The sequence below is a fragment of the Micromonospora sp. WMMD730 genome (assembly GCF_049178955.1).
Taxonomy (GTDB): Bacteria; Actinomycetota; Actinomycetes; order Mycobacteriales; family Micromonosporaceae; genus Micromonospora; species Micromonospora wenchangensis.
In genome coordinates this window covers 7,461,148-7,485,041 of record NZ_JBMHML010000002.1, presented here as the reverse complement: position 1 = coordinate 7,485,041, position 23,894 = coordinate 7,461,148, and the positions used below count along the sequence as shown (strand labels likewise).

Genomic DNA, 23,894 nt, shown 5'->3' with positions numbered 1-23,894 from the left:
TGTGGCACGACGCGACTGCGCCAGGCGCCGGCCAGCATGATCTTCATGGTTCGTTCCCTTGTTCACCGGAGCATCGGCGTCCTGCTGCTGCCGGTCGCCGTGGCCACCGCCGTGACCGTGGGCGGCGCGGGCTTCGTCGCCACCGCGCTCGTCACCGCCTGGATACCGCTGCTGTGCGCGGTAGGGCTCGTGTTGCTGGGCACCGTCGCCCAGCTCCTCTCCCGGCCCGCGTTCGCGCTGCTCGGCGTACGACGCCGGAGCCGCGCCGCGACGGCGCTGGCCGCCGCCGTCACCGTCGCCGTCGCCGGACTCGCCGCCGTGACCGTGTTCCGGCCCGGCCCGCACCCGGCCGCCCCGCCCCCGCCCGCCGGCGTCCGGTTCTGGGACCTGCCCACCGGATCACGGATCGCGTACGTCCACGCCGCCGCCTCCGGCACGCCCCGCCCGACGCCCGTGCTCTTCCTGCACGGCGGCCCCGGCACCCCGGGGGAGGGGGTGCCCGCCGTCGGTGCCCTGCTCGCTGCCGACGGCTTCGAGGTCTACGCCTACGACCAGCTCGGCGCCGGCCGGTCCACCCGGCTCGCCGACGTCACCGGCTACACCGTCGCCCGGCAGGTCGCCGACCTCGACGCGATCCGTGTCGAGCTGGGCGCCGAGCGCGTCGTTCTCGTCGGGCAGTCGTGGGGCGGGTCGCTCGCGGCGCAGTATCTCGCGGCCCACCCGCAGCACGTCGCCCGGGTCGTGTTCACCTCGCCCGGACCGATCTGGGCGGGCGCCTACCCGGACGGCGGAGGCGGCGACCCCTGGGCCCGGATGACCGCCGAGCAGCGTCGGCAGCGCGACGAGCTGTTCGCCTCGCCCCGGGTCGTCGCCCAGGCGGTCCTGCAGGGCGTCAACCCGAACGCGGCGCACGCGCTCGTCGGCGACGACGAGGCGGACGCGCTGATGCACGCCGTCGCCGTGCTCGGCAAGGACACCGCCCGCTGCCCCGGTTCGGCACCCGCCGAGGTGCACGACAACCACCAGGGCTTCTACGTCAACCAACTGACGGTCAAGGACTTCGCCCGCATCCCCGATCCGCGGCCCGCGCTCCGGCAGGCCCGGGTGCCGGCGCTGATCATGCGCGGCGAGTGCGACTTCGTCCCGTGGGAGGAAACGCACGAATACCGGCGCACGCTGCCGCAGGCGACCCTGGTCTACCTGCCGCACACGGGACACGACATCACCTCCGGCCAGCGGGAGGCGTACGACGCGCTGCTCCGCGCGTTCCTGCGCGACGAGCCGCTGCCGCTGCCGGCCTACACCTCGGCCCGACCCCCGTCGTGAGTCGGACCCCGGCGACGATCGCTCCAGCGCCGGCCCGGCCGCGCGTCCGGCGGACACCCGGCCAGCCAAGACTGGGGTCCCGAACCAGGGAGATCCCTGGTCCCAGGCGGTTCCCGGCGGCCACACACTGGCGTTCGTCCGGCCGAGCAGCCGGGCGCTCCCTCAGGGTGAACAGGGGTACGACATGAGGCGCAAGACCGTGCGGATCGACACGATTCCGGCAGGCGGCGTGGAACTGGCCGACGAGCAGCTCGCCCGAATGCTGGGCGGCCTGCCGAGGCGGGACGTCGGGGGTTCGTCGAAGACCATCGACGACATCCCCAGCGGGGGCCGGAACGACACCGACAGCGACTTCTGATCGGCCGCCGTCGCCGGCCCGCCCTGTTCCGGGCCGGTCGGCGACGGCCACTCCGCCCGGGGCGCCGATGACGGTGCGGCGATGACCGACTGGTCGGATGACCTCCGAACTGGCCATTGCCGGCCCTCGTCGACGCCCGCCTGGCGGGGTGCGCGGCGTGCCGGCGGTGCGCAGTCCTTCGCAGACGCCACCGACCTCGGAGGCTCCCGGCTCAAGGCACTGCTACCCGACTACGTAATCGCCCTGGGGATCCCGGCCAGCCGGTAGGACGTTGGCACACGACCGGCAGAGCCGCGTCGCAGGTTCAACAAATCAATCAGCGTCATTTGGATTAACGTAATCATCCCGATAATGCTAAATGTAAAACATTGATGTCGCCGATAGTGCTGGCCCTCGACGGTGGCGTACGGTCCAGGCAACCGTCCGCCTACGAAGAGATGGTCCCGATGAGTGTTGTACCGGGAAACCGCCTGACCACCGCATCGACCGGATTTATCGCTCCGCGCGTCAACATGCGCGGCTTCGTGCGCCTGGCCCGCCTGCGCTTCCTGCTGTACAACGTCCTGCCGGTCGGCCTCGGGGTGGCCGTGGCGGTGCACCAGGGGCATGCGATAGACGTAAAGTGGTACTTGCTCGCCCAGGTGTTCGCCTGGACCGTTCACGTCACCACCCACTACTGCAACGAGTACTTCGACCTAGAGGCCGACCGGGCGAACGTCTACTTCACGCCTTGGACCGGCGGCAGCCGAGCCTTGGTCGACGGGCTCGTGCCACCGCTGGTGGCGCTCGGCACCGCGTTCGTGCTGCTGAGCGCGTCGATCGTGATGGTGGCGGTCATGCCGACCTGGCCCGCGCGACTGCTCGCGACCGGTGCCGTCGTGCTGGCCTGGTTCTACACGGCGCCGCCACTGCGGCTTAACTACCGCGCGGCGGGGGAGTTCACGGTCGCTGCGATCCTCAACGGCCTGTGGCCCGCGGTTGCGGTGGTGCTGCAGACCGGGCGGGTACCAACGCTCCTGCTGGCCGTGCTGGCCCCGACCGCGCTGCTGCAGGCGGCCCGGATGATGGTGATGAACCTCGGCGACCGGCAGTCCGACGAACTGGTCGGCAAGCGCACCTTGCCGGTGATCCTCGGCTACCGCCGCGCGGTGACCGTGATCGTCGGCGCGCAGCCCGTCGCTTACCTGGCCCTGACCGCCTTCGCGCTGGCCGGCTGGGTTCCGTGGCTGGTCTGGGCGCTGATGACGGTGACCGCGCCGCTGTCCTGGTGGCTCGCCGTGCAGCTGCGCGGCGGCGCCATGCGCGATCTCGACCCGCGCCGGATGACGCCGGTCGTGTTCTGGGCGTCCAACCACGTGTCGCTCATCGTCGCGGCGGCGATGCTGGGCATGGTCCTCGACGCCGCCCGGCGCGGGGCCGGCGGCACGTCGATCGCCGTGCTGAGCGTCGTCCTGGCCGCTTACGCGGCACTGTTCGGCCACCGCCTGTGGCTCGCGCGCCGAGCCCGAGCCCAGGCTCATGCCTCGGGAGCGCCGGAGGCCGCGACGGTGACGCAGGCCCCGCCAGCCGCGACAACGCTGGAGGCCCCGGCCGCAACAAAGCCGGAAGCCACGCCGGCGGTCGCCGCCGCCGATCGTACGATCGCCGACCTCATCGGCGCCGTCGAGCGCGCCGCTGACGATCCCTTCCCGGTCGAGGACCTCGACCACCTCCGGTTCGTCGTCGGCAACGCGGTACAGGCGGCCCACTACTACCGCACCGCGTTCGGCATGACTTGCGTCGCGATGCGCGGCCCGCATCAGGGGTACCGTGACTACGCCGAATACGTGATGGTCAGCGGAACGGCCCGGTTCGTCCTCGCCGGCGCGGTGCACGCCGAGGCAGACGGGGCGGCTCACCACGCGAAGCACGGCGACGGCATCCAGGACGTAGCGATCGAGGTGACGGACGTGGACGCCGCCTTCTGGTACGCCACGCAACGGGGTGCCACGGCGGTCGCCGAGCCGCACGACCTCACCGACGAGCACGGTACGGTGCGCACGGCCACGATCGCCGCATACGGCGACACCCGACACACCTTGATCGACCGTTCCCGGTACACCGGACCGTTCCTGCCGGGCTTCGTCGCGTGCGCGCCGAAGGCACCGGCCGCCGGCGAGTTCTTCCTGGCCGTCGACCACGTGGTCGGCAACGTGGAGCTCGGCGCGATGGACGAGTGGGTCGAGTTCTACCGCTGCGTCATGGGCTTCACCAACATGGCCGAGTTCGTCGCCGACGACATCGCCACCGAGTACTCGGCGCTGATGAGCAAGGTCGTCGCCGACGGTACGCGCCGGGTGAAGTTCACGCTCAACGAGCCGGCCGTGTCCCGCGAGCGCTCGCAGATCGACGAGTACCTGCAGTTCTACGGCGGGCCCGGGGTCCAGCACGTGGCGCTGGCGACGCCCGACATCGTCGCGAGCGTCGACGCGATGACGGCGGCCGGCGTCGAGTTCCTCGACACCCCCGACTCGTACTACGACGCGGAGCTTCGCGCGCGCGTCGGCGACGTCCGGGTTCCGATCGAGGATCTGCGCCGGCGCCGGATCCTGGTCGACCGGGACGAGAACGGCTACCTGCTGCAGATCTTCACCAAGCCGGTCCAGGACCGCCCGACGGTGTTCTTCGAGCTGATCGAGCGGCACGGCTCGGCAGGCTTCGGGAAGGGCAACTTCAAGGCCCTGTTCGAGGCCATCGAACGCGAGCAGGAAAGCCGCGGCAATCTTTGACCGTAACGGCGCGTCGCCCCGGATCAGCCGCCGGACCTGGCTCACGAGCAGCACCGCCGCGGAGATTGGGCCACGCCCGGACATCACGGCGCCGCGTCGCTCGCCCACGAGGCCGGCGCCGACCGGAAGACCCTGCAGGACCTCCTCGGGCACTCCAGCATCGTGATCACGGCCGACACCCACACCAGCGTCCTGCCGCAGATCCAGCGCCGCTGCGCCGACGCCACCGCCCAACTGGTCCTCGACGCCGCCCGCCGCACCCGCCGGAAGATCAAAGCCAGCGCCCGCAAGAACCGCCCCCACCGCGGCCCCAAAGCCGGCATCCCGGCGCCGACGAAACCGAAAACAGGTGCTCCAAACCGGCCGAAGCGCGAGCAGGCCGCAAAGCCGCAGGTCACGTCCCAGCGAACCCACGAGAAGGCCGCTTCCGGGGCTGCACACATCGCACCCACGTGACACCCACCGTCCACACAGGCCAGACAGCAGAAAGGGTCTGACCGCCGTATCGGCAGGTCAGACCCTTTATGATCTTGTGCGCCCGAAGGGACTCGAACCCCTAACCTTCTGATCCGTAGTCGCCAGCCCTGTAGGCAGAGTCATCCATATAGCACTCTATCAAAATTGGTCCGAGTGTCTAGCCCTAGATCCTGGTGGGTCCGACCGGATAGCCGCAGTTCCACGCCCCCTGCCGGACCAGAAGCCGCGTATCACTACTTCCCACGATCGGGGCAGGGGCCCAACTTCCGCGTCGGGCCGAGAGGGTCCATGCCAGTCCCCGACGTCCGAGCACCCATAGAGCACCCAGGGAGAGCGGCGGAAGGCCGAGCTGTAGGGTCCCAGCCGGCAGCCAGTATCGCGTCGTGCACCTTGGCCCCTACTTCCACAATCCCAGGGCATCGCTGACGTTCGGCGCATTCCTAGTGAAGGTCGTACGCCAGTCAAGACGTTTGCGGTGCTGAAGGTAGCCTACGACGACGATTCGTGCGACTCCTAATTCGCCAGCAGCCTGGTCGACCCACGAACTACTAATGCGTGCCGGAATGCCAAGGAATCCGTTTGGAAAAAGACACTCAGATGCCAAGCTGTTTGCTTCCGCCTCTTGAGTCGATTCTTGACTACCCCTGTCGTCGATCTCTTCGGCGATGATACGATCGCGATCTACATGCCCTCGGAGGATATGAGCGACCTCGTGGAGTAGGGTAAACAGGACTTTATCGAGCCGCTGCCCTCTCCCTGAGAGCCCGATGACGGGATAGCCATCGACGTACATGGCGCAGCCGTCAATCTTGCCACCAGGAAGCATCTCCACGTAAACCAGCCTTACACCGACATCCGCGAACCGCTTGGGCAAGTCAGAAAACGCCTGCGACGTCTTGAGGGTCCGAGAGAGGGTACGGGCAAGGTTCTCAAGTCCAGTTGCCGAGTAGCTCTTCCGTGGGGGCAGAGCACGCGCAGCCCGACGGACGCACGCCACCCAGGCGCGTTGAAGAACGCTGATTTCCTCACCCTGATTCCCTCGCCTTGCCGCTGCAGCCAGTGCCGGTTCCGCATCCAGCGAGGGCAGCTCAAACAATTCCATGACTTCGACTTCGAGTTCGTCGAGCGTGCTTCCCACGAGGAGGCCCCGCTTACGAAGCAATTGGATGGGGGCTTTGCCGTTGAGTAGCGCGCGTCGGCGCACTTCTTCAAGTTTCCCCTGAGCGGCTTTGTTCTTGCCCTGTTCGGCAAGAAGATATTGATCCTGCAGCCTGAGTAAGAATTCGGCCGTCAGACCAAGCGCGGCACCGATCTGGGCTGCCGACTCTCTGGTGATCTCCTTCTTGCCAGTCACGATCTCGGACACGAACTGAGTAGGCCGGTCGAGGACGGCGGCGAAGTCGGCCTGTGACCAGCCTCTCATTTCCAACTCGTCGCCTAGGAGTTGCCCCACCGGAATCTGGTGGGGTGGCAGCGGGTCGCGTTCAGGGTTGCTCATCTGGCTTCCATCTCGGGAGTCAAGAGTTCGAAGACGACGGCGCCGTAGCTGTCGGAGTTCTTGAACGTGAGGTCGATCGAGCGGCCGGAGCTCAACGTCGCTTGGGCCTTGCCTGGCAAGCCATGGTCGTTAGGCCTGATGCGCAGCACGCGCATGTTCCGAAGGTCGGTGTCGACGTACGCCGCCCGCGCGCACTGAACGAGGCGATGGAACTCCGCGACCTCCTGAGCGCTCCAGCCCTTCGGCTGAAAGTCCGGTTCGACGGCGAGGCGGCGCAGAGTCTCATCCAGGTACTCCCGTTCCACGCGTTCATTCTCCATCACCCATTGGCTGATGACATGCACTCCACCAACGGACGCTACACGCCACCCGCGCGAGCCGAGCGAGCCGCTGCTCGTCAACCCAACATCACCTCAGGGGTGATGGGGTGTATGCTCCCCTCAGCAAGATCCCCTCGGGATCGCGCTGATGGCACTGGAACACCGCGGGGGTCGCGGTACAGCGGTGCCACCTGTCCACACTTCACCGCGACCGGCGGTACGCCGGAGATCTAGGACAACGAGATGAGCAACGACACGCATGACAACGTGGCCGTCGAGGTCGAAGAGAAGAAGCCGCATCCGGGCGGCCCGCACATCACTGTGACGGTGTACGCGCCGCGCTCGCCGGAGCCCAAGACCCTGCAGTTTCGGCGCAACGACACCGTCGCCGAGGCCGCCCGTCAGGCGGCCGACGCGTTCGGCTACCAGGGCGGCAACCCGTCGCTGGCCACCGACGACCAGGTGGTCCTCGACCGGAACAAGACCCTGGCCGGGGCGCACGTTCGCGACGGTGATGTGCTGCACCTCGTCGACGTCGGCGGCGGTGTCTGAGTGATTCCGGCGGCCGTCACCAGGACGGTGGTCACCACCGAACTGCCGGCAGTGCAAGCCTGGGCGGCGCGCCGCCCAGGCTGGGCCGTCCACCTCGACGACACGGCGCTGATGCTCATCGTCAACGCCGTCCACCCCCGCAGCGGTTCGGCGCTGCGGATCACGGCGCAGCTGTCCGGGTACCCGGCCGTCCCGCCGGCATGGCGGTTCACCGACCCGGCCGGGGGCAGTGCGCCGCCGTTCCCGCAGGCCGGCACGAACGCTGAGATCGTGCCCGGCTCGATCTTCCACGGCAACCGGGTGATCTGCGCGCCGTGGAACCAACTGGCCTACGCGGAACACAACGGCCCGCACGGCGACTGGGGCGGCTTGACGAACTGGAAGAACGCGGGCGCCGGTTCCACCAAGGCCGACACCCTGGCCGACATGCTCAGCCAGATCCACCTGCACCTGACCTTGAGCCCAGGAATGAGCTGATGAGCGTCCTCCGCAACACCCCGTTGCCGACCGGCCCGGCCACCGGTCGGCTCCTGGTCGCCGAGCACATCCTCGCCCCGACCCAGGCGGCCTTGCAGGCCAGCAGCGGTCAGCACCGCTCGCATGAAGGTCTGGTCCTTTGGCTTGGCCGTCACGCCGGCGCGGACACCGTCGTGATGGCGGCTGCCGCCCCGCCGACCGAGCACCGCACCGATGGCGTGTTCGTCGCCGAACCCGCAGTGGCTGCCACCGCCCGCGCGGCCCGCGCGGTCGGGCTCGGCCTCGTCGCCCAGGTCCACAGCCACCCCGGCACCGACACCCGCCACTCCGACGGCGACGATCAGCTCATCCTGATGCCGTACGAGGGAATGTTCTCCCTCGTCGTCGCCGACTACGGCCAAGGCAGTCTCCTGCCCGCGCACGGAGCGGGACTCCACCAGTTCCAGGAGGGTCGCTGGGTGCGTGTGGACACCGACGACGCCGTCGTGATCGTGCCGTCCACCATCGGGATCGGAGTGCATCGATGAACAGCCGCCGCGACACCTTCTACGCCGAACGTGACCGGCGGACCCGTCAGTACGGGGGCCACGACACCGCACTGGAGCGCCCGATTCGGATCGTCGTCGGCGCCGACGTCGCTGCGAGCGAAGCCGGGCAACACGCCGCTCTCGCCCTGATCAACCTGACCGTGCGGGTCCACCGCCGCGTCACCCTCGACATCCCCCCGGTCGCGGTGCTCGTCCCCGGCCTCACGGCCACCGGCGACCTGCACACCACCGCGGTCGCCACAGCCACCGCGATCAACCCGGTCATCGACCTGAACCTGTCACCCGGTCCCGCTTCCGGCGAACCCGATGACGAGATCTCCATCGGCCTTGGCCGCCACGTCCCCAACAACCTGGACCTCTACCTCGACTGGATCGGCGGCAGAGGCGAACTGACGCTATCGCCGGCACCCGGCACCTGGGACCCCAACTCGACTTTCGGCGCAGCGACCGCCGCAGTCCTCGGTGCTGCCGCACTGTTCCAGCTCGCGCACGACCAGCCCGTGCGAGCCGTTCGGTTCAATCCTGTCGAACTCACCGCCGACGACAATGCCGGCACCCAGGACCGGTCGAAACCGATCGACATCGGCAGCGCGCTCGTCATCGGCGCCGGCGCCGTCGCCGCCGCCCTCATCTACTGGGCCCGCCAGCTGCGCACCGACGGCGCCGCATGGGACATCATCGACGCCGACGACGCCGAACTACACAACACGAACCGGTGCATGACCATGACCGCCGCCGACGCCGGATGGCCCGACGGCACCCCGTCCGGCGCACCCGTCGACAAGGCCACCGCCGCCGCCTGGGCCATCGGCGCCACCCCGCATCCCCACTGGTACGACCAGTGGCTACCCCAGCACGACACCGGCCGACACGACCTCGTCCTCACCCTCGCCAACGACCGAGGCGTCCGCGCAGCCGTCGCTCAACGCGCAGAGCCGCTGCTACTACACGCCACCACCTCGGCCAACTGGACCGCCGAACTCCACCGCCACCTCCCCGACCGAGACGACTGCCCCGCTTGCCGCCTGCCCGACACCACCCAACCCACACTGGACTGCGCCACGGGCCCCACCATCCCTACCCAGCCCGACAGCCCTGACGCCGCCCTTCCATTCCTGTCCGCCGCCGCCGGTCTCCTCCTCGCCGCCGCACTCGCCGACCTCAACGACGCCGCAGCAGTAGCCGGGCGCTTCAACCACTGGCAGCTCGACCTCACCTTCGCCACCCCCCTCCTGCGAGCACGCCAGCACCCCCCACGAGACGGCTGCACCCACATACTTTCAGCACCGATCCGACACCTCGTCCAAGCCGACGCCCCTCGCCGATGGGACATCCTCGACAGCACCGCCCGCTAAGGGTCCTGCAGCACAGTCGACCCGCATCGAGCACCGGAGCGGGAGACAACCTTGCGGCGAACCGACGCGGGGCACGCCCAGGCGGCACTGACTCGAAGCCGAGGTCGAGCTCCTTGGCGTACTGGCAGCCCACCGTGACTTCGGGAGTAGCACCAGCGCGTCGCCTTCCAGCTAGGCCTGGTCATACTGCTCCCAGAACCGTGCCCGAAGCTGGTGTCGCACGGCTTCACCTAAATCGACTTCACCGAGGCGTTCAGACAGGTCGGTCAGTAAGGCTTTGTCGATGTCACGTGGAATCGATGGTTTGCCGGCGGTGAGTTCCGCCAGGGCCTCCGGCGTGGCGGAACTGCGGAACGTCGTCAGGACGTTGGTGACGACCGAGCCGATCTGTTCGGCAAGGTCAGGAGGATCCTCGTGATTCGTCGTGTCCGTCCTGATGGCCAGGGCCCCGCTGGACGCGGGCACGGACGACAGGCGGGGTGCTCGTGAGCCTTCCTGTGCGGTGGAGCCCGTCATCGGGGCCTTGGCACGCCCGCCCGGCTGGTGCCCGCCCGGCGACACCGCCATCGGTGACGGCACCGCCGAGGGTGTCTCCATCTTCGTCACGGCAGTGTCGATGGCGTCCGGAAATATGATCTTGAGCCCGTCGGCCGCCCGGATCAGATGCCGGCTGATGCCGTGGGGCCGGTCCTGCCCGTTGGGGACGGCGAGCAGGATGACCTGCACCCCGTGCACCTGGGCCTCCTCCACGGCCTCGGTCAGGTCATCGTCTCCCGAGACGAGGACGAAGACGTCCGCAACCGCGTTGCGCGCGTGCATCACCAGGTCGAGCCCGATGCGCAGGTCGACGCCCTTCTGCTGGCCGTCGACGCCGAACCGGCCGAGCCGCAGCTTGACGTTGGGCAGTTCACCGATGAACTGCTGCGAGCCGTCGGGTACACCGTCTCTCGCGGAGTCGTACCAGTGCACGCGCAACATCGGTAGCTCCGACAGTGCCTCGGACTGCTGGACGAGCGCGTCGATCAGTGACTCGTAGTCGACCTGAATCCCGTTCCGCAGCGACGTCCCCGTCACCCGGACCGCTGCGGCGCTGAGCAGGTAACCGACGTCCACGTACAGGGAGCATTTGGGCCTCACGATCCACAGGATGCCACCCCCATGCCGCAACTATCGACGCGGCGGCTCTGTCGGCGAACGGTCCCGGCCGCAGTTGCGTTCCTACGTCGGCGCAGGGTTCCTCGGGTTGTCGGCCCGTCGTGGTGGCTTTGCTGGTTGCGATCGCGGCTGGATCGGGGTTCGAGGGGTGTGGCGAGGTTGATCGCGGCGGCGGCCAGGGTGGGGAGGTCGCCGAGGATGGTGTTGTGGGACCAGAGCGCCCGCAGCACCGGGCGTACCCTTCAACAATCCCACACTCGATGTGGGTGGCGAACAGTCCGGCCTGTTTGTTGCGAGCCTTCATCGAGGCGACCGGCGGCGGCTGAGGAGCGCCCATGCCGCACGTACTGCTCACGTCTTGGTATCCGCCGCTACCGGGCGACGCCGAGGCGTACGCCCCTGCCCGGCGCGGTACAGAGCCGACCACGGCTGGGCGCCATCGATGTCACCGACGGACCCATCGCCGACCCGAACCAACAGGCGCAGACCCTCACCGCCGTGACCCAAGCGGTAGCCACCACCGGCAACCACGAACACACCCGCGCACTGGCCACCTGCCGGTATGGCTACGGCACCTTCACGATGGAGGCTGGGCGTCTTGCGTTAGTCGGGCTGACCAGCCGTCAACGATCGCCTTGGCGCTCAGCCGAGCGGTCCTCTCGGCGGGCGTCATCGCGGTAGGACCGGCTCAGCCCGTCGAGCAGCGTTCCCGAACGAGGCCACCGGCCGCGTATACGGTCCGCCGCCGCGCTGTACTGCTCGGCGAGCGCGCGCTCCTGCACTCCGCCGTCGTAGACACCGCGAATTGTGACGCCGCGCTGGTTCATCCTCGCGACAGCGAGATGCTCGTCGAGGTCTGCGTCTCCGAGGATCTCGAGGACATCCCGGACTGGCTCGCTGGGCCACGTGCCGTCCTCGTCTGCGACGGCGCCGGACAGCGCATCGCCCAGAACGACGGGTAGCACCCGAGCGCGGCCGGACGCGGTGAGCATTTCGCGTACCGATTCCACCCATCGCAGCATGTCCTCGGTTGTCGGTAACTGTCCGTCGACGGAGCCCGGGAGCGGCGCGCGCCACTCCCGCAGGACGGCCCAAGCCGCGTTGAAGGCCTGCGACGAAGCAGCGTCGACCCTCACCTCTTCGTCGGCTGAGTTCGCGCCGGTGTCCGGGTCCGGCCGGTACATCAAGGACACGAGGCCGACGAAGCGGGCGGGATTGCGGGCGAGTTCTCGGTGCAAAGCTGTCGGTCTGCGGCTGTGGTCTAGAAGCGGCTGGTAGAACCACTCGAGGTCTGCGAGCAGCGTGTCGTCCGCGCCTGCTTCCTCGAGACGGTCGAGCAGGCGTCCGACCGTGTACTCCGGCGACCGTGCGCACGAGATATCTTCGGTGGCTAGGAGGGCCGGCGCCTTCAGAGCCTGGATGGCCAGGTCGAGGCCAGCGCCGAAACCGGCGTGGCTGAGCAAGTCGATCGCGGCCCAGGCCCGGCCGCGCTCGAGCAGGCACCGCGCGACGGTCGGCGTCAGGCCGTCCGGAACCCCCAGCGGTTGCATGTCGCGCCAAAACTCGTCTTGCGTGTCCGGCTCCAGGCCGTCCACGAGCGTCAGCAGAGCTTCGTTAATCGTCGCGGTCCGGCACAGCGCTGCGGCCTGGGCGGGCCTGGCGGCTGCCGTGGCAGCGAGCCAGCCTGCGTCCTCCCGCTGCCGGTGCACCGCTAGGCCGGCGGCCATCGCGTGCAGGGGCTGCGACGAGCCCGCGAGATGCTCGAGGACCGCTGGGTCGTGATCGGTCGTTACTGAAGCCAGGGCGTCGCCGACGGCTGCCGGGTTCTCGGACGCCTCGGCCAGGCGTAGGACCCCTAGGAGCCCGTCGTTGAGGCAACGTCGGACCGCTTCGGCCCTCGCGGACGCGAGCGCCCCTGGGTCGGGGTCCTCGCATTCGAGGTTGAGCCCGCGTCGAAAAGGCAGCCACGAGAACAGCTCGGCATCGTCGGGGTGGCTCCCCGGGAGGGCGTGGGCGTCCAGGAACGCCTCAAGGGGCTGGAGGGCCTGGTCGAGCAGAGCCCAGCCCGCATCCGGGTGCCGGCGGTGCATCGCAACCCTCTCCGCGAGGCTGGCGAGGACGGTGCGACGGCCCTCCTCCTGCAGCTCCTGTAATGCGGTCTGGGCTGCGTTGAGTAGCGCGAGCCTGCCGGGCTCTCGGAACCGATCGATGAGAGTGAATGCGGCGGCGAGCCGGCCCGGGTCGGCGCCGGCATCATCGGCGATGCGTCGGGCCAGGGCGTCCAGTGCGTCGACGATGTCGTTGACGGTGGCGTGCGGCGGCCGAGGCCAATCTCGGAACTTCGGGCCGCTGACTAGGATCATCCCTCGGTTGGCGTGGCTAACGAGGTCGAGCGCGAGCCGCCAAGCTGCCATCGGCGCGACGGTCCGGACAGCGTCGAACGCAGCGATACGTGTCGCCGCGTCGCCCGCGCCTTGCGGGATGCGCAGGTGCAGAGCGGCAGCGAGAGAGGCGCTGGGCCGGTTGGCCAGCCGCCCGCCCGGGTCCCGATCGGCGAGGCGGCCGAGCACGACAGCTACCCGAGACAGCAGTGCCGGAGACCAGGCGAGGCTCTCCAGCGCCCACAGCAGCGGGGAGTGGGTGCTGTGGCTGCCCAGCCCGAAGTCGTCGGTCGTCTCGGCGAACAGCGACATTACCGGCGGGTCGGTTCCGTCGAGGGACCGCTCGACGCACGCGAGGAAGGCCTCGGGCGAGGCCTCAGCCAGCAGCGGCAGCAGATCAGCGACCGCGTGCCAGCGTGCGGCGTCGGTGTCATGGAGCAACTCGCGGACGACTCGGTACGCACGCTGCTGACCGGTGAGACCGCCGGGGAGTTCACGGTCGCCGACGACCGCGCCGAGGATCGCCGTGGTCGTGGCCATCCCGCGGCGAAGCGTGCTGGAGTGCCGTCGACGCGGCGCGTCGGTCTCGCTGAGCGAGGCAGCGATGCGGTTTCGTGCGGTTAGCCCTGAAGCGGGGTCACTCTCGCCCAGCACGCCCGGCGCCAGCGACTGGAACGCATCCAGATCCTCAGCCGTCAGCGCGTGGTTGAGGGCGTCCCATGCATCCACCGGATCGGCGAACTCCCACCGGCGGTCCCTCAAGAGCAGCGGTGCGTCCTCGCCTGACGTCAGGGTGCTCAGGTCCCGGGCCGTCGCCCGCCAGCCGCGGTCGGTCAAGCTCTGCAGCGCCTCTAGGTCGCCCTGAACGTCGTCGGCCCAGGCACCGGCGAGCAACAGCGGAGCGAGTAGGTTCGCCGTGGTGTCCGAGGCCCACGGCGGCTGGCGAAGCCAGCCGGACCGGCCGATGCGCCGACGCAGCGATGTCAAGCTCCGTCTCGCCGCCCGTGCGTACTCGTCGGCGCGGTCACGGTCGAGCCCGGCGGCGATCCAGACCTCCCGTGCGAGGTGCCGGTGCAGCCGTGGGAGCCGGTCGTCGGCGGGCCGGCCGGCGTGGGGCAGCACGACGTGGTGACCGGCGCGGAGAGCGTCGCCGATCTCAGGCTCGGCGAACACAGGCACGAGCACCGTCGGGCTCTCGTCAGCGGCCACTCGCCGCCATGCCCGCAGGTCCTCGATGACGAGGGCCCGTTCGAGGAGCGCTTCGAGTTCGGCCGGTGCGCCGGTGGCGCGCGCGAGTCCTGCTGCGGCGTCGCCCTCCTCTGCGGCGGATGATCCGAGGGGCTCGGTCGGTTCCGCATCCGCAATAGCCCCGGCCGGTACCTCCGACCCGCTGGGCGCGTCCACCGGCGGATCTTCTGACGTCTGGCGCGGTGTCGTGGTCGCGTCCTGCGGCGGCTCCGCCATCAAACTGGCCGCAACGAAGGCCACGGACTCATCCCGGCTCGCCGAAGCCACCACCTGCTCGCCCGGCTCGGCCCGGAGGCGGCCCCGAAGGCGGCGAACTTGGTCGTCACGGCCCGCCAGTAGCAGCGCTGCCGGAATAGCCGGCTGGGTGCGCTCGGCCCAGTTCCGATACCAGTCGCGAAGACCGATCACGCCGTGCGGATCCCGCCCGAGCTGCTCGGACGTTAGCCACCGGTGCACTCCAGGGCACAGGGCGAGCCACGCAGCAAGGTCCTCCGCGTCGAGCACCCGGATGCCCGCCCAGCCATCGTCGTCTTCCGTGCGGCGATCGACCCAATCCTGCGAGCCGGGCCACCGTCGGCTCGTCACGAACACGAAGACGACGCCTGCGCGCTCGTCCCGGGTCGACCCGTCGACCCGCTTGCGGTAGTCGCGCTGAGCCTTGTCCTGGGGTTCGCGGCCCGTTCCCAGCTCCCACACCGAGCGGCCCGGCGGCAGGAACGGCGGAGCGCCGGATGAGCTCGTGACCTCGCCGTCAAGGCCGGGCAGCCCGACGGCTTCGGCGGCGGGCATGCGGAGTGTGTCAGGAGCGGCCACCGCGAGGATGAGGCGCCGGACCAGCGTCGGCAGGTGCTCGCGCGAGTCGTTGCGCTCCGACCACTGTTCTAGATCGGTCGCGGTCAGCAACTCGGTCATCGGACCTCCCGTACCGTCTCGAGATTGGGCGAGCACCTTGGTGACGTCTTGGGATTTGGGGACCCGAATGCTGGCAGCACGAACCAAAGTGCATCGATGAGGCCGAGGCTGTGGGTCACAGGGCAGTCGTAGCACCAGCGTATGACAAGCCGGGCGGCGCTCGCCTTCCTCGCACTACGGCATTCAGACGGCACGTTGTCGCCGTCACGGCGCTGCGTCCGCGTCACGACTGCTCCTGACCCGTTGCCACGCTGGTGGCTAACGCTGACCGCGGCGTATCCGATCATGCCACTCTGGGTGGGCTGGCGTTCATCGCCGCTGGTGACGCACGGTGCTATATGGCCGCCGTTCCTGCTTCCTCATGCGCCCTGCGGATCTTCCTACGCTCGTGTACCGGCTAGGGTCTCGACCCGCTCGCTGCCGCGCGGGTGGACATCGAGCGGTACGTGCGTGTTCTTGAGATCGAGGTACCGGACGGGGCGGGAGCAATTTCGTCAACCAGTGTCTGTAACCGTTTTCGGCATCGCACGGGTGCTGCGAAACTGCGCGACCGGCCGCCATCAGAACAGTAGAAGCGCATCGAACGGCAGCTTTTCGTCCTTGCTGGCGATGACGCTCCGCCTGCCGGTCCTCAGACCGCGGCACCCTCCGCAGCCCTGCCGCTGGATTCGGGCTGAGACCGTTGTCACCCATTCCGTCGATCCACAGCAGGGGCAGTGCCACCGGCAACGGTCGTGGGATCCTGGGCGGAGCCGATCTGGCCCCCGATCAGGATGGTCCAGGTTCGCCAGGAAGGTGCGCGCAATCTTAGGATGTAGGTCGGTCAGCGATCCACCGGGCGGCGGCTCTCGGCGGGACGCGGTGCGCCGGCGGATGCCGCACGGCTGGCAACCGCGCCCGGAAGTGCGGCTTACGACCGGGGCCACCCAGTCGTGTGCACAGTCGGGGCATCGCCAGAGCACGCGGATGGTCGACCCGCGGGCCAGGTCGAGCAGCTCGATGTCGTGGGCCTTTTCGACGTCGAGGATGCGCACAGCCTGGGCGAGCAGTTCGGGAGCAACGTCACGGACCCGGAGTTTGGCCCGGCTCAGGCGAGCCTGGTAGGAGTGTTCCCGCCGGGAGCATTTCGGGCAGCCGGTTTTGTCGCGGGTCCGACTGACCACCCGGGTGCGCCAGACGTGCCGGCAGGTCCCGCACCGCCAAACGCACCGGTCCGCGGAGCCGGGAAGCAGCCACTGCGCGCCCATCTCCGGACGAGTCAGGTTCTCGACCAGCTCGCTCGCCAGCTCGGGAAGCACGACGGCCAGGCTCCCGCTTGGTGGTGTGATCTGGAAAGCCTTCCACTCCTCGCGCGCTGCGGCGAGGCATGCGGCGATCCGGTCGGCGGACAGGGGCGGGCACGGAACGGACTGCGTCTGCAGCCATTTTGCGAGGACCAGAAACCATTCCGTCGCGTCCTTGGTGCCCGCGACCACGGTCTCCCCTGGAACCGGCGGAGTGCCGGGCTGCCGAACCCGCACATAGCGCACACCCAGCTTGGCCATGACCTCCGTTTTGCGCAGGTCACGGGCGTGAGCGGCAGTGCCGGCGTGCCACTGGGCTGGGTCCAAGTCGACGTAGATCTCGGCATTGGGCAGAAAGAGGTCAAGCCGCTCCGCCGAGCGCCGGCCGCCGTCGATGCGGACGTCAACTTCCACCTCCTCGCCCGTAGCGGCCGCCAGCAGGTGGGCGAGCTCCAGTTCAAGGAGGCTTCGGCCACGGCGGCGGCACCGGCCGCAGCCGTAGTCGGGCGATTTCGCGCGATCGCGCACGCGCGCCTCGAAGAGCGCACCGCACCGGCAGCGCCAAGAGCAGAGGGCACCGGCTCGCGGGTACAGCGTCGCCGGTCCCTCCCCGGGCCAGGAGAGGTTCGCCACGAAGGACGAAGCGACCTTCGGCATGAGCGTGGCGAGCGATTTCTTCTCAGGGGCGATCCGCTTGGCGGCACCCAGAGCCAGGTACGCGCATGTGGCGCAGAGCAGCCGGGTTGCATGGGTGGCGACGGAGCGTTCGAAGTGCCGGGAACACTCTGGGCAGCGCCAGACGCAGATGTCGTTGGTCCCTGCGGTGAAGCTCTGCGGGCCCCGGCCAGGGTGGGACTTGTTGGCGACGAACGTGGCGGCCTGCTCGGGATGCGTGCTGCTGAACGAAGCGGCTTCACCAGGATCCCGCAGAAGCTCACCCGCTCGTCGGCGCCCGCAGGGCGGGCAGCCGCGGCCAGCGGTCCGATTCGTCACGGTGGACATCCACTCGTGCGCACAGTCGCCGCAGCGCCATAAGCACCGGTCGACCGAGCTCGGACGCAGAAGGGTGGGGCCGCGCTCGGGACGCCGCTGGTTGGCGACGAACTGGGTCGCGATCTCGGGGTACAGGTCAGCGAGCGATCGGCCGGGCTGCGGCGCGCCGACCATCAAGACGGCGCATCGAGGGCAGGGCCGACTGGCGCCGACCACGTTCAACACCGTTTGCTCCCACTCGTGATCGCAGGCGCTGCACCGCCATCGGCACCGGTCAGTCGCGGATTTCGGCATGGAGTCGGGGGTGCGTTGCGGATGGGTGAGGTTGCGGACAAACATGTCGGCGACCCTGGGGTGGGTGCTGCGCAATGGCGCTGTGGTACGCGGCCGACGGTTCGCGGCCCGGCACCGTGGGCAGACGCTTCCGGCGACCCGGAGCCGAACTCTCGTGTGCCAGGCGTTGCCGCAGGCGCAGCGCCACCAGGCCACTTTGTCGGAGCGGACGCTCACCTCTGCCACCGGTGCCTGCTCAGCCGGGTCCTCCCAGCGCAGGAAAAACTCGACGATCTCCGGGCACGCGTCGCCGACCCGGTTGGCCACTCGCCGGGAGTTGGCCTCGGAGCGGCGTTTGCTCGCGCACGGCTTGCAACCGCCGCCCCCAGACCGGGTCCGCCGGACGATCGGCCCCACCCAGCAGTGGCCGCAGGCCGAGCAGCGCCACCGCACCTCGGCCGAGGACTGGGCGCTAATGGTCTCGGGTGTGGCGGTGGGGTAGGTGATGCACTCCAGCCACTCCGCGGCCAGCTCCGGCATGACGTTCGCCAGGCTACGGCCCGGCTCCGGCGTCTCGGCCTTGCGCCGTAGACGGCTCCGGCAAGCCTTGCAACCGGGTGCCGCTCGCACCCGCACGGCGGCGGCCTGCCACCACTTGTGCTCACAGGTCGCGCACCTCCACCGCGCCTCACGGTTCGAGCCCCGGGGAAGGTCGCCCAAAGCCCCCGTCCAACCTTTCACCTCGAGCAGTTCCGGCAGGAGTTCCGGATGGGCGCTCGCCACCGTCTCCCGGGTCTTTGTAGCCACGCCGGCACCATCCCAGCCGAGTACGACACCCTTCCGAAGGCTTCAGCGGCTGACGCCGCCCCGCTGGCCCAGACTGATCACCGAGTGGGGCTCGCCTTCATCAACCTCACCTTGCGGCGAGTTCGTCGCCAGATCGAACAAAGAACCCGAGCGAGGCTTGCCGTGCCATTGACGTGGTCATCCGTACCCGTAAGGCCCATCTCCTTGTCGGTACGGTGCGGGAGGATGAGGAGGCACCGCTGGATCAACGTGAATGGGGAGTGGATATGGCGAGTGAGCTGACGCCGCGCATCTTCGCTGCCCACGAAGCGTCCGAGGTGGCCCACCTCGTTGCCGATCATGACCCCGAGACGCCGCGCACGGCCGCTCTCCTGCCCGAGGACGAGTCGGCGGCCGACGCGGGCGTCATCGCGCTGGTTGAGCGCCTACACAGCCTGCCGAAGTCGATCCGGTCCGCCCTGAGGCGGGCGGGCGACAGTGCCGCCTACCTCAGCGATGACCGCCTTCAGGGGCTGGCTGAGCTCATTCAAAACGCGGACGACCTCGGCGCAACCGAGGCCACTATCGCGGTCGACAGCCTCGGTTCCCGGCTGCTGTTCTCGCACAACGGCGCCGCACTCACCCTGCATGACGTCTGGGCTCTGGCTATTCCGTGGCTCAGCCTCAAGGCCGCCGACGAAGAGAAGCTCGGCCGATTCGGCATCGGGCTCAAGACGCTCCACTCGCTCTCGGACGTCCTCGAGGTCTACCAAGGCCACTTCCGCGTGCGGTTCGGTGCCGACACGATTCGGCCGCTGAACGATCACATCGCCTGGCCGCGGGCCGACATTTCGTTGACTACGTTCGCTGTCCCCTTCCTCTCTGGCGCTATCGAGAGCGACGACGCCGCGAAGTGGCTCAGGCACTGGGATGACGCGGGCCTGGTCTTCCTCCGCCACCTCTCGACGGTCCGGCTGGTCGACGAGTCGGAGCGCGAGATTGTTCGACTGCAGCTTGAGTACGGCGCTGAGGCCGCACTGGAGCTTCCCGGCGGTCGCACGTCTCGGCGCCGCGTCGCGGCCGCCGACGGCCGTCAGTGGCTGGTCTACAGCCGCAGCGCCGCTTCACCCGCGGAGATGGAGCGGGTGGGGAAGGCGCAAGGCGCTCGTACACCACTGGCCTTCGCGTTCGCCTTGCACGAAGGCGACACCGGGCACATCCACGTCGGCTTGCCAGTTCGGCCAGTGGGCCTGCCCTTCCGCCTTCTCGCGCAGTTTGATCCCCAACCTTCTCGTCGCGACATCGCCGACACCGACTGGAACCTGGCTCTCGTCCCATTGCTCAGCGATCTCTGGCGCGACGCGGCGCTCGACGTCTTCCAACTGGCGCCGGCGCAGGGCTGGGCGATCGTCCCGACGACGGCCGAGTTCGAGGCAGACGAACGAACCACCGGTCGGCTCGGGGCCTGCCTCAAGGAGCATCTACTACGCCGGGCTCGCATCGAGTTCGCTGCAACCCTGACCCTCACCTACGCAGGGACCACGCACAGGCTGGACGAACTCGCCTACGAGGCGGCCGAACTCACTGCGGTCCTCTCGCCCGAGGATGTTCGCTTGGTGTCGGGACAGCCAGGCGTGCTGGCCCAGTCGGCGCGATCGAGTGACGACCGCTGGCGCGAGGTACTTGACGACCTTCGTGCCGTAGGAACCACTACGCCGACATTCGTGAGGGTTGAGGACGCGAGCGTCCTGCTGGATGACGGTCAGAGATCGCCACAGTTCATCGCCGATCTGCTGGCAGTCGCGGTCGAAGCGGGCCTTGGCACCGCTCTCGATTCACGAGCTTGTCTGCTCCTTGACAGCGGCGTCCGCGTGCCACCAGCGAGTCGCAAGGGCCTGGCGGTCCTGCTCCCGGCGGGGCCCGATGCGGTGTGGGAGCTGCTGGGAATCGGGGCACGGCTACACCCGGCGTTCATGGGTCGGCCGCACTGGGCCGTAATCCGCGACTGGCTCCAGGAAAGGAAGTGGCTGCGGTCTTCGGCGACGAGTGCGGACGCGCTGTTCGTCCTGGCCGGCGCTGGCAAGGCGGGAACCGCGCTGGAACGGCCCTTGACCGATGCGCAGGTCGACGGGCTTCGTCGGGCACTCGAAGCGATCACAGAGGCCGAGCGCCCGGCCCTCGGCGCTGGCCTTGGCCGGGCGGTGAAGGTCGATGCTGTCGTGCACGACGCGAATGGCCAGCGGCAGGGCACCCAAGCCCGTCCGTGCGATGCCTACTTTATCGAGCGCGAGGTCAACACCTGGATCGTGGCTGCTGGGAAGACGCCGGGCCTGATCTGGATTGACCGGCGCTACTCGGACAAGATCCGGACCGACGGCGGCCGTGATGGCATCGGCGCCCAGCGCTTGTTCCGCCTGCTCGGTGCAGAGGTAGCGCCACGCATCAAGAGTCACCCGGCCAACCAATGGCGGTATGCGAACTACAGCCCCGGCGTACCTGCCTCGGCTACCGGGTCACCGGCACGCCGTCGCGAGGCACTGCGGCAGCTGCAGGCGACCTACACCCTTGAGGACTGGATCGCACCGGACCTCGATGCGGTCCTGAAGAGCATTGCAACGGAGAAGGACCCACGCCAACAGCGCCGACGAGCGGGCGCTGTGCTCGGCGCCCTCGCGCGGGCCTGGGATCGTCTGCGCGAACACTCGCGCGTCATAGCGGCCACGCCCTACTACGGTTGGGAGGACCAGGGCGTGGTCGATGCCTGGTGGATCAACAGCGCCGCCTCAATCGCGTGGCTGCCGTCCGAGAAAGGCAGGGCGACGGCGCCCGAACAGCTCCGAATCAAGAGCTCGGCGACCATGGCGCTCTACGGTGACGACCCGGAGCGGTACCTGAGCCCGGCCCTCGACAACGAGGCCTACCACGAAATTCTCGCTCGCCTCGGCGTCGCCGGCGATCCGGCCGTGACCGAACTGATCCAGAAGCTCGAGGAAGTACGCGCCGAGACCAACTCGACGCCCAAGACCGCTGAGGACCTCGCGGCACCGCTCTACCAGGCGCTCGCCGCCCAGGTCCGCGGCCAGCGACTCGGCGGGCAGCCGGCAATCACAGCCCGGAACGCCTTCGGTCGCGGCGACGGCCTGATCGCAACCCGGGCCGGCTGGCGTCGACCGAGCGTGGTGCTTGCTGGTCCTCCAATTTTCGGCGACATGCGCGACTTCGTGCCATCAGTCTCGGGCACTGACGCGCTCTGGGCGCTGCTCGCCATCCAACGACCAACCGCTCAGGACGCGCGCGGCGTACTTGGCGAACTTGCCCGCAAGAAGTCGCTGAAGCCCGATGAAAAGCTGATCATGCTCGAAGCACTTCGATTGCTAATCGGAGTGCCTGAGAGCGAACTGGCCAAGCTTAGGAAGGCGGCTGTCTGGGTCGGTGATCGGTGGGAGCGAAAGCGACCGGTCTACGCGACGCGCAATGCGCTGATCGCTCAGGTGCTCAAGGGCCGAGTGCCGATCTGGAGCCCCGGCGGGTCACTGGCCCAGCTTGATCCGCTGGTTGACGCATACAAGCTGGCGCGGCTCGACGCTCCCCACGGGCAGGTGCTTGACCCGGACGGTGCGACCTACCAGGCTGAACTCACGCAGGTCTTCTCCCGCGCTGTCGCCAATCTCCGGGCCGACCTTGCGCTGAGCGACCCCAAGGCTGAGCAGAGCCTGCACGTCTCGTGGGGCGAGCTGGAGGCAGTCACCATCAAGCAGTCGCCTCGGCTCCGGGTCCGGTTGGTCGAGCCAACCTACGGCCTCGACGAAACCGTCGAGCTTGACACCTGGCTCGACCTACCCGCCGGCGTATTCTATGTCGCTGACGAAGGGGCGATTGGCTCCCCGAGTTCGGGTGCCTACGCCATCGCATCCGTCTTCGACGGCGACGCCCGTCGCATCGCTCACGACTGGGTGGCCGCCTGGTCGGTCGCCCTCGAAGGGCACCGCGAGGAAGAAGTCACGACGGCGGCGCGCTTGGACGCCGAGCGTAAGAAGGAACGCGACGAGCGCAGTGAGGAACTCCTGCGGGAGTTGGCCGAGCAGGGCAAGAACCGACGCTCGAAAAGCAAGGGCGTTTCGGACGCCAAGGGCAGCAAGGCGGCTACCGCGACCGAGGCCGAGCCGAAGACGACCAGAAAGTTGGTCGACCCCGACAGCCTGAAACTGAAGAACGAGGACGGCGAGATCATCGGTGGGGCACCTGCCGGAGACGGTGAACCCACTGGCAAAAGGTCGACGACGTCGTCCGGTAAGCCTCGCGACCCCGACGCCTCAAACCCTAAAAAGCCGTCGGTGGATGGCGGACGAGGTCCCAAGAATTACACCGAGCTCGAGCGCGAATCTGCCGGGCTAGCGTTGGTACGGCGTGTGCTCGGCGGCGACGAGGAACAGATTGTCGACATCCGGCACCAGCGCAACGTCGGCGCTGACGCGATGGACGATCTGAAGAACTTCTTCGAGCTCAAGGTCTATGCCGGGCAGATCCCGGAGACAATCTCGCTGACCAGCTCCGAGTTCCGCCGTGCGCAGGAGACCGAGCAGTTCTTCCTCGTCGTGGTCGGGAACGTTGAGGAAGGCGGCAAGGCCCCGGAGGTCCGGATCATCACGGATCCGCTCAACCACCTCAGCGTACTTCCGCAGGGCTCCGTCAACCTGGGAGGCGTCCGCGACGCCAAGGCGCTGCGCTTCACGTTCGAGTCGTGATGGACGGGTGAGAAGCACCGAGGCCGCGAACAACGGCAGCTTCTTCGTTGCGGCGTGATCGCGGCCGTAGAGGAGTAAGCGCAAGTCGTAGGCAGATACCCGCCGCGAACGCCATGTCACCGACCCTGCCCCGTCCAGCGGCGGACGGCCGAGTCGGGGGAGGCGGCGTGCGCGGCGACGGCTTCCGGATCGGGCCGGGCGTAGCGCTCCAGGCAGCGCACGGAGGCGTGCCGGGAGCGGGCGAGCAGGGTGGCGGTGTTGGTGCCGTTCTCGGCCTCGTGGGTGAGCATCACGTGGCGGAACTGGTGCAGCGTGAAGCCCTGCGCCCGGTCGACCGGATCGGCGAGAGGGTGGGTCGCGTACTCGAAGGTCTCGGCGGCGCGGCGGTAAGACGGCCGGGCCCGGCCGGTGATGGAGCACAGGTCGACGGTGGCCACGG

15 protein-coding genes and 2 pseudogenes are annotated in these 23,894 nt (G+C 68.8%); 10 read left to right on the top strand and 7 right to left on the bottom strand.

Annotation, left to right across the window (positions count from 1 at the left end):
- The first annotated feature begins 45 nt into the window (after positions 1–45).
- From ACN265_RS32270 to ACN265_RS32250, 5 genes and pseudogenes are all read left to right on the top strand, one after another.
- Positions 46–1,326: an alpha/beta fold hydrolase gene (locus ACN265_RS32270; protein WP_421411162.1), complete on the top strand. Its 1,281-nt coding sequence runs from the start codon at positions 46–48 to the stop codon at positions 1,324–1,326.
- A 184-nt stretch (positions 1,327–1,510) separates the two neighbouring features.
- On the top strand, positions 1,511–1,684 hold the full coding sequence (locus ACN265_RS32265; protein WP_204925396.1) for a putative ATP-grasp target RiPP: 174 nt from the start codon (positions 1,511–1,513) through the stop codon (positions 1,682–1,684).
- 371 nt (positions 1,685–2,055) lie between these two features.
- Positions 2,056–2,955: pseudogene (locus tag ACN265_RS32260) on the top strand (prenyltransferase); the annotation flags it as partial.
- A 369-nt stretch (positions 2,956–3,324) separates the two neighbouring features.
- A complete protein-coding gene (hppD, locus tag ACN265_RS32255; protein ID WP_421411729.1) occupies positions 3,325–4,452 on the top strand; it encodes a 4-hydroxyphenylpyruvate dioxygenase in 1,128 nt (375 codons plus the stop codon).
- 162 nt (positions 4,453–4,614) lie between these two features.
- Positions 4,615–4,908 carry a hypothetical protein gene (locus ACN265_RS32250; RefSeq protein WP_421411161.1) on the top strand — a complete coding sequence of 98 codons (294 nt, stop codon included), beginning with the start codon at positions 4,615–4,617 and terminating at the stop codon, positions 4,906–4,908.
- Between the two features lie 418 nt (positions 4,909–5,326).
- On the opposite strand, the gene ACN265_RS32245 is transcribed toward ACN265_RS32250, so the two are convergent.
- Both ACN265_RS32245 and ACN265_RS32240 read right to left on the bottom strand, forming a co-directional pair.
- Positions 5,327–6,427 (bottom strand): ImmA/IrrE family metallo-endopeptidase, encoded by a 1,101-nt coding sequence (locus ACN265_RS32245; RefSeq protein WP_421411159.1) that lies wholly within the window; start codon positions 6,425–6,427, stop codon positions 5,327–5,329.
- Positions 6,424–6,732 carry a hypothetical protein gene (locus ACN265_RS32240; RefSeq protein WP_421411157.1) on the bottom strand — a complete coding sequence of 103 codons (309 nt, stop codon included), beginning with the start codon at positions 6,730–6,732 and terminating at the stop codon, positions 6,424–6,426. Before ACN265_RS32240 ends, ACN265_RS32245 begins: the two co-directional genes overlap by 4 nt.
- Positions 6,733–6,990: 258 nt before the next feature.
- Here ACN265_RS32240 and ACN265_RS32235 point away from each other — a divergent pair, with 258 nt between their 5' ends.
- The 4 genes from ACN265_RS32235 to ACN265_RS32220 are packed head-to-tail and all read left to right on the top strand — an operon-like array spanning position 6,991 to position 9,679.
- Complete coding sequence (locus ACN265_RS32235; protein ID WP_421411155.1) at positions 6,991–7,299, top strand: hypothetical protein; 309 nt, start codon at positions 6,991–6,993, stop codon at positions 7,297–7,299.
- The gene (locus tag ACN265_RS32230; protein ID WP_421411154.1) at positions 7,300–7,776 is read left to right on the top strand and encodes a hypothetical protein; all 477 of its coding nucleotides are present in this window, start codon (positions 7,300–7,302) and stop codon (positions 7,774–7,776) included.
- On the top strand, positions 7,776–8,303 hold the full coding sequence (locus ACN265_RS32225) for a Mov34/MPN/PAD-1 family protein (RefSeq protein ID WP_421411152.1): 528 nt from the start codon (positions 7,776–7,778) through the stop codon (positions 8,301–8,303). Before ACN265_RS32230 ends, ACN265_RS32225 begins: the two co-directional genes overlap by 1 nt.
- Positions 8,300–9,679, top strand: a complete 1,380-nt coding sequence (locus ACN265_RS32220) for a hypothetical protein (RefSeq protein WP_421411150.1) — start codon at positions 8,300–8,302, stop codon at positions 9,677–9,679. The genes ACN265_RS32225 and ACN265_RS32220 overlap by 4 nt, the downstream gene beginning before the upstream one ends.
- Positions 9,680–9,850: 171 nt before the next feature.
- Here the strand turns inward: ACN265_RS32220 and ACN265_RS32215 are convergent, their stop codons facing one another.
- The 4 genes and pseudogenes from ACN265_RS32215 to ACN265_RS32200 all read right to left on the bottom strand — a co-directional run.
- Complete coding sequence (locus ACN265_RS32215; RefSeq protein ID WP_421411148.1) at positions 9,851–10,792, bottom strand: NYN domain-containing protein; 942 nt, start codon at positions 10,790–10,792, stop codon at positions 9,851–9,853.
- A gap of 665 nt (positions 10,793–11,457) precedes the next feature.
- Positions 11,458–15,375 carry a hypothetical protein gene (locus ACN265_RS32210; RefSeq protein WP_421411146.1) on the bottom strand — a complete coding sequence of 1,306 codons (3,918 nt, stop codon included), beginning with the start codon at positions 15,373–15,375 and terminating at the stop codon, positions 11,458–11,460.
- 560 nt (positions 15,376–15,935) lie between these two features.
- Positions 15,936–18,464 carry a zinc-ribbon domain-containing protein gene (locus ACN265_RS32205; RefSeq protein WP_421411727.1) on the bottom strand — a complete coding sequence of 843 codons (2,529 nt, stop codon included), beginning with the start codon at positions 18,462–18,464 and terminating at the stop codon, positions 15,936–15,938.
- Between the two features lie 66 nt (positions 18,465–18,530).
- Positions 18,531–18,665 (bottom strand): annotated as a pseudogene (locus ACN265_RS32200) (zinc-ribbon domain-containing protein); the annotation flags it as partial.
- 239 nt (positions 18,666–18,904) lie between these two features.
- Here ACN265_RS32200 and ACN265_RS32195 point away from each other — a divergent pair.
- Positions 18,905–23,455, top strand: coding sequence for a sacsin N-terminal ATP-binding-like domain-containing protein (locus ACN265_RS32195; RefSeq protein WP_421411145.1), 4,551 nt, complete (start codon positions 18,905–18,907; stop codon positions 23,453–23,455).
- Between the two features lie 116 nt (positions 23,456–23,571).
- On the opposite strand, the gene ACN265_RS32190 is transcribed toward ACN265_RS32195, so the two are convergent.
- Positions 23,572–23,892: a hypothetical protein gene (locus ACN265_RS32190; protein WP_421411143.1), complete on the bottom strand. Its 321-nt coding sequence runs from the start codon at positions 23,890–23,892 to the stop codon at positions 23,572–23,574.
- Between the last annotated feature and the right edge of the window lie 2 nt (positions 23,893–23,894).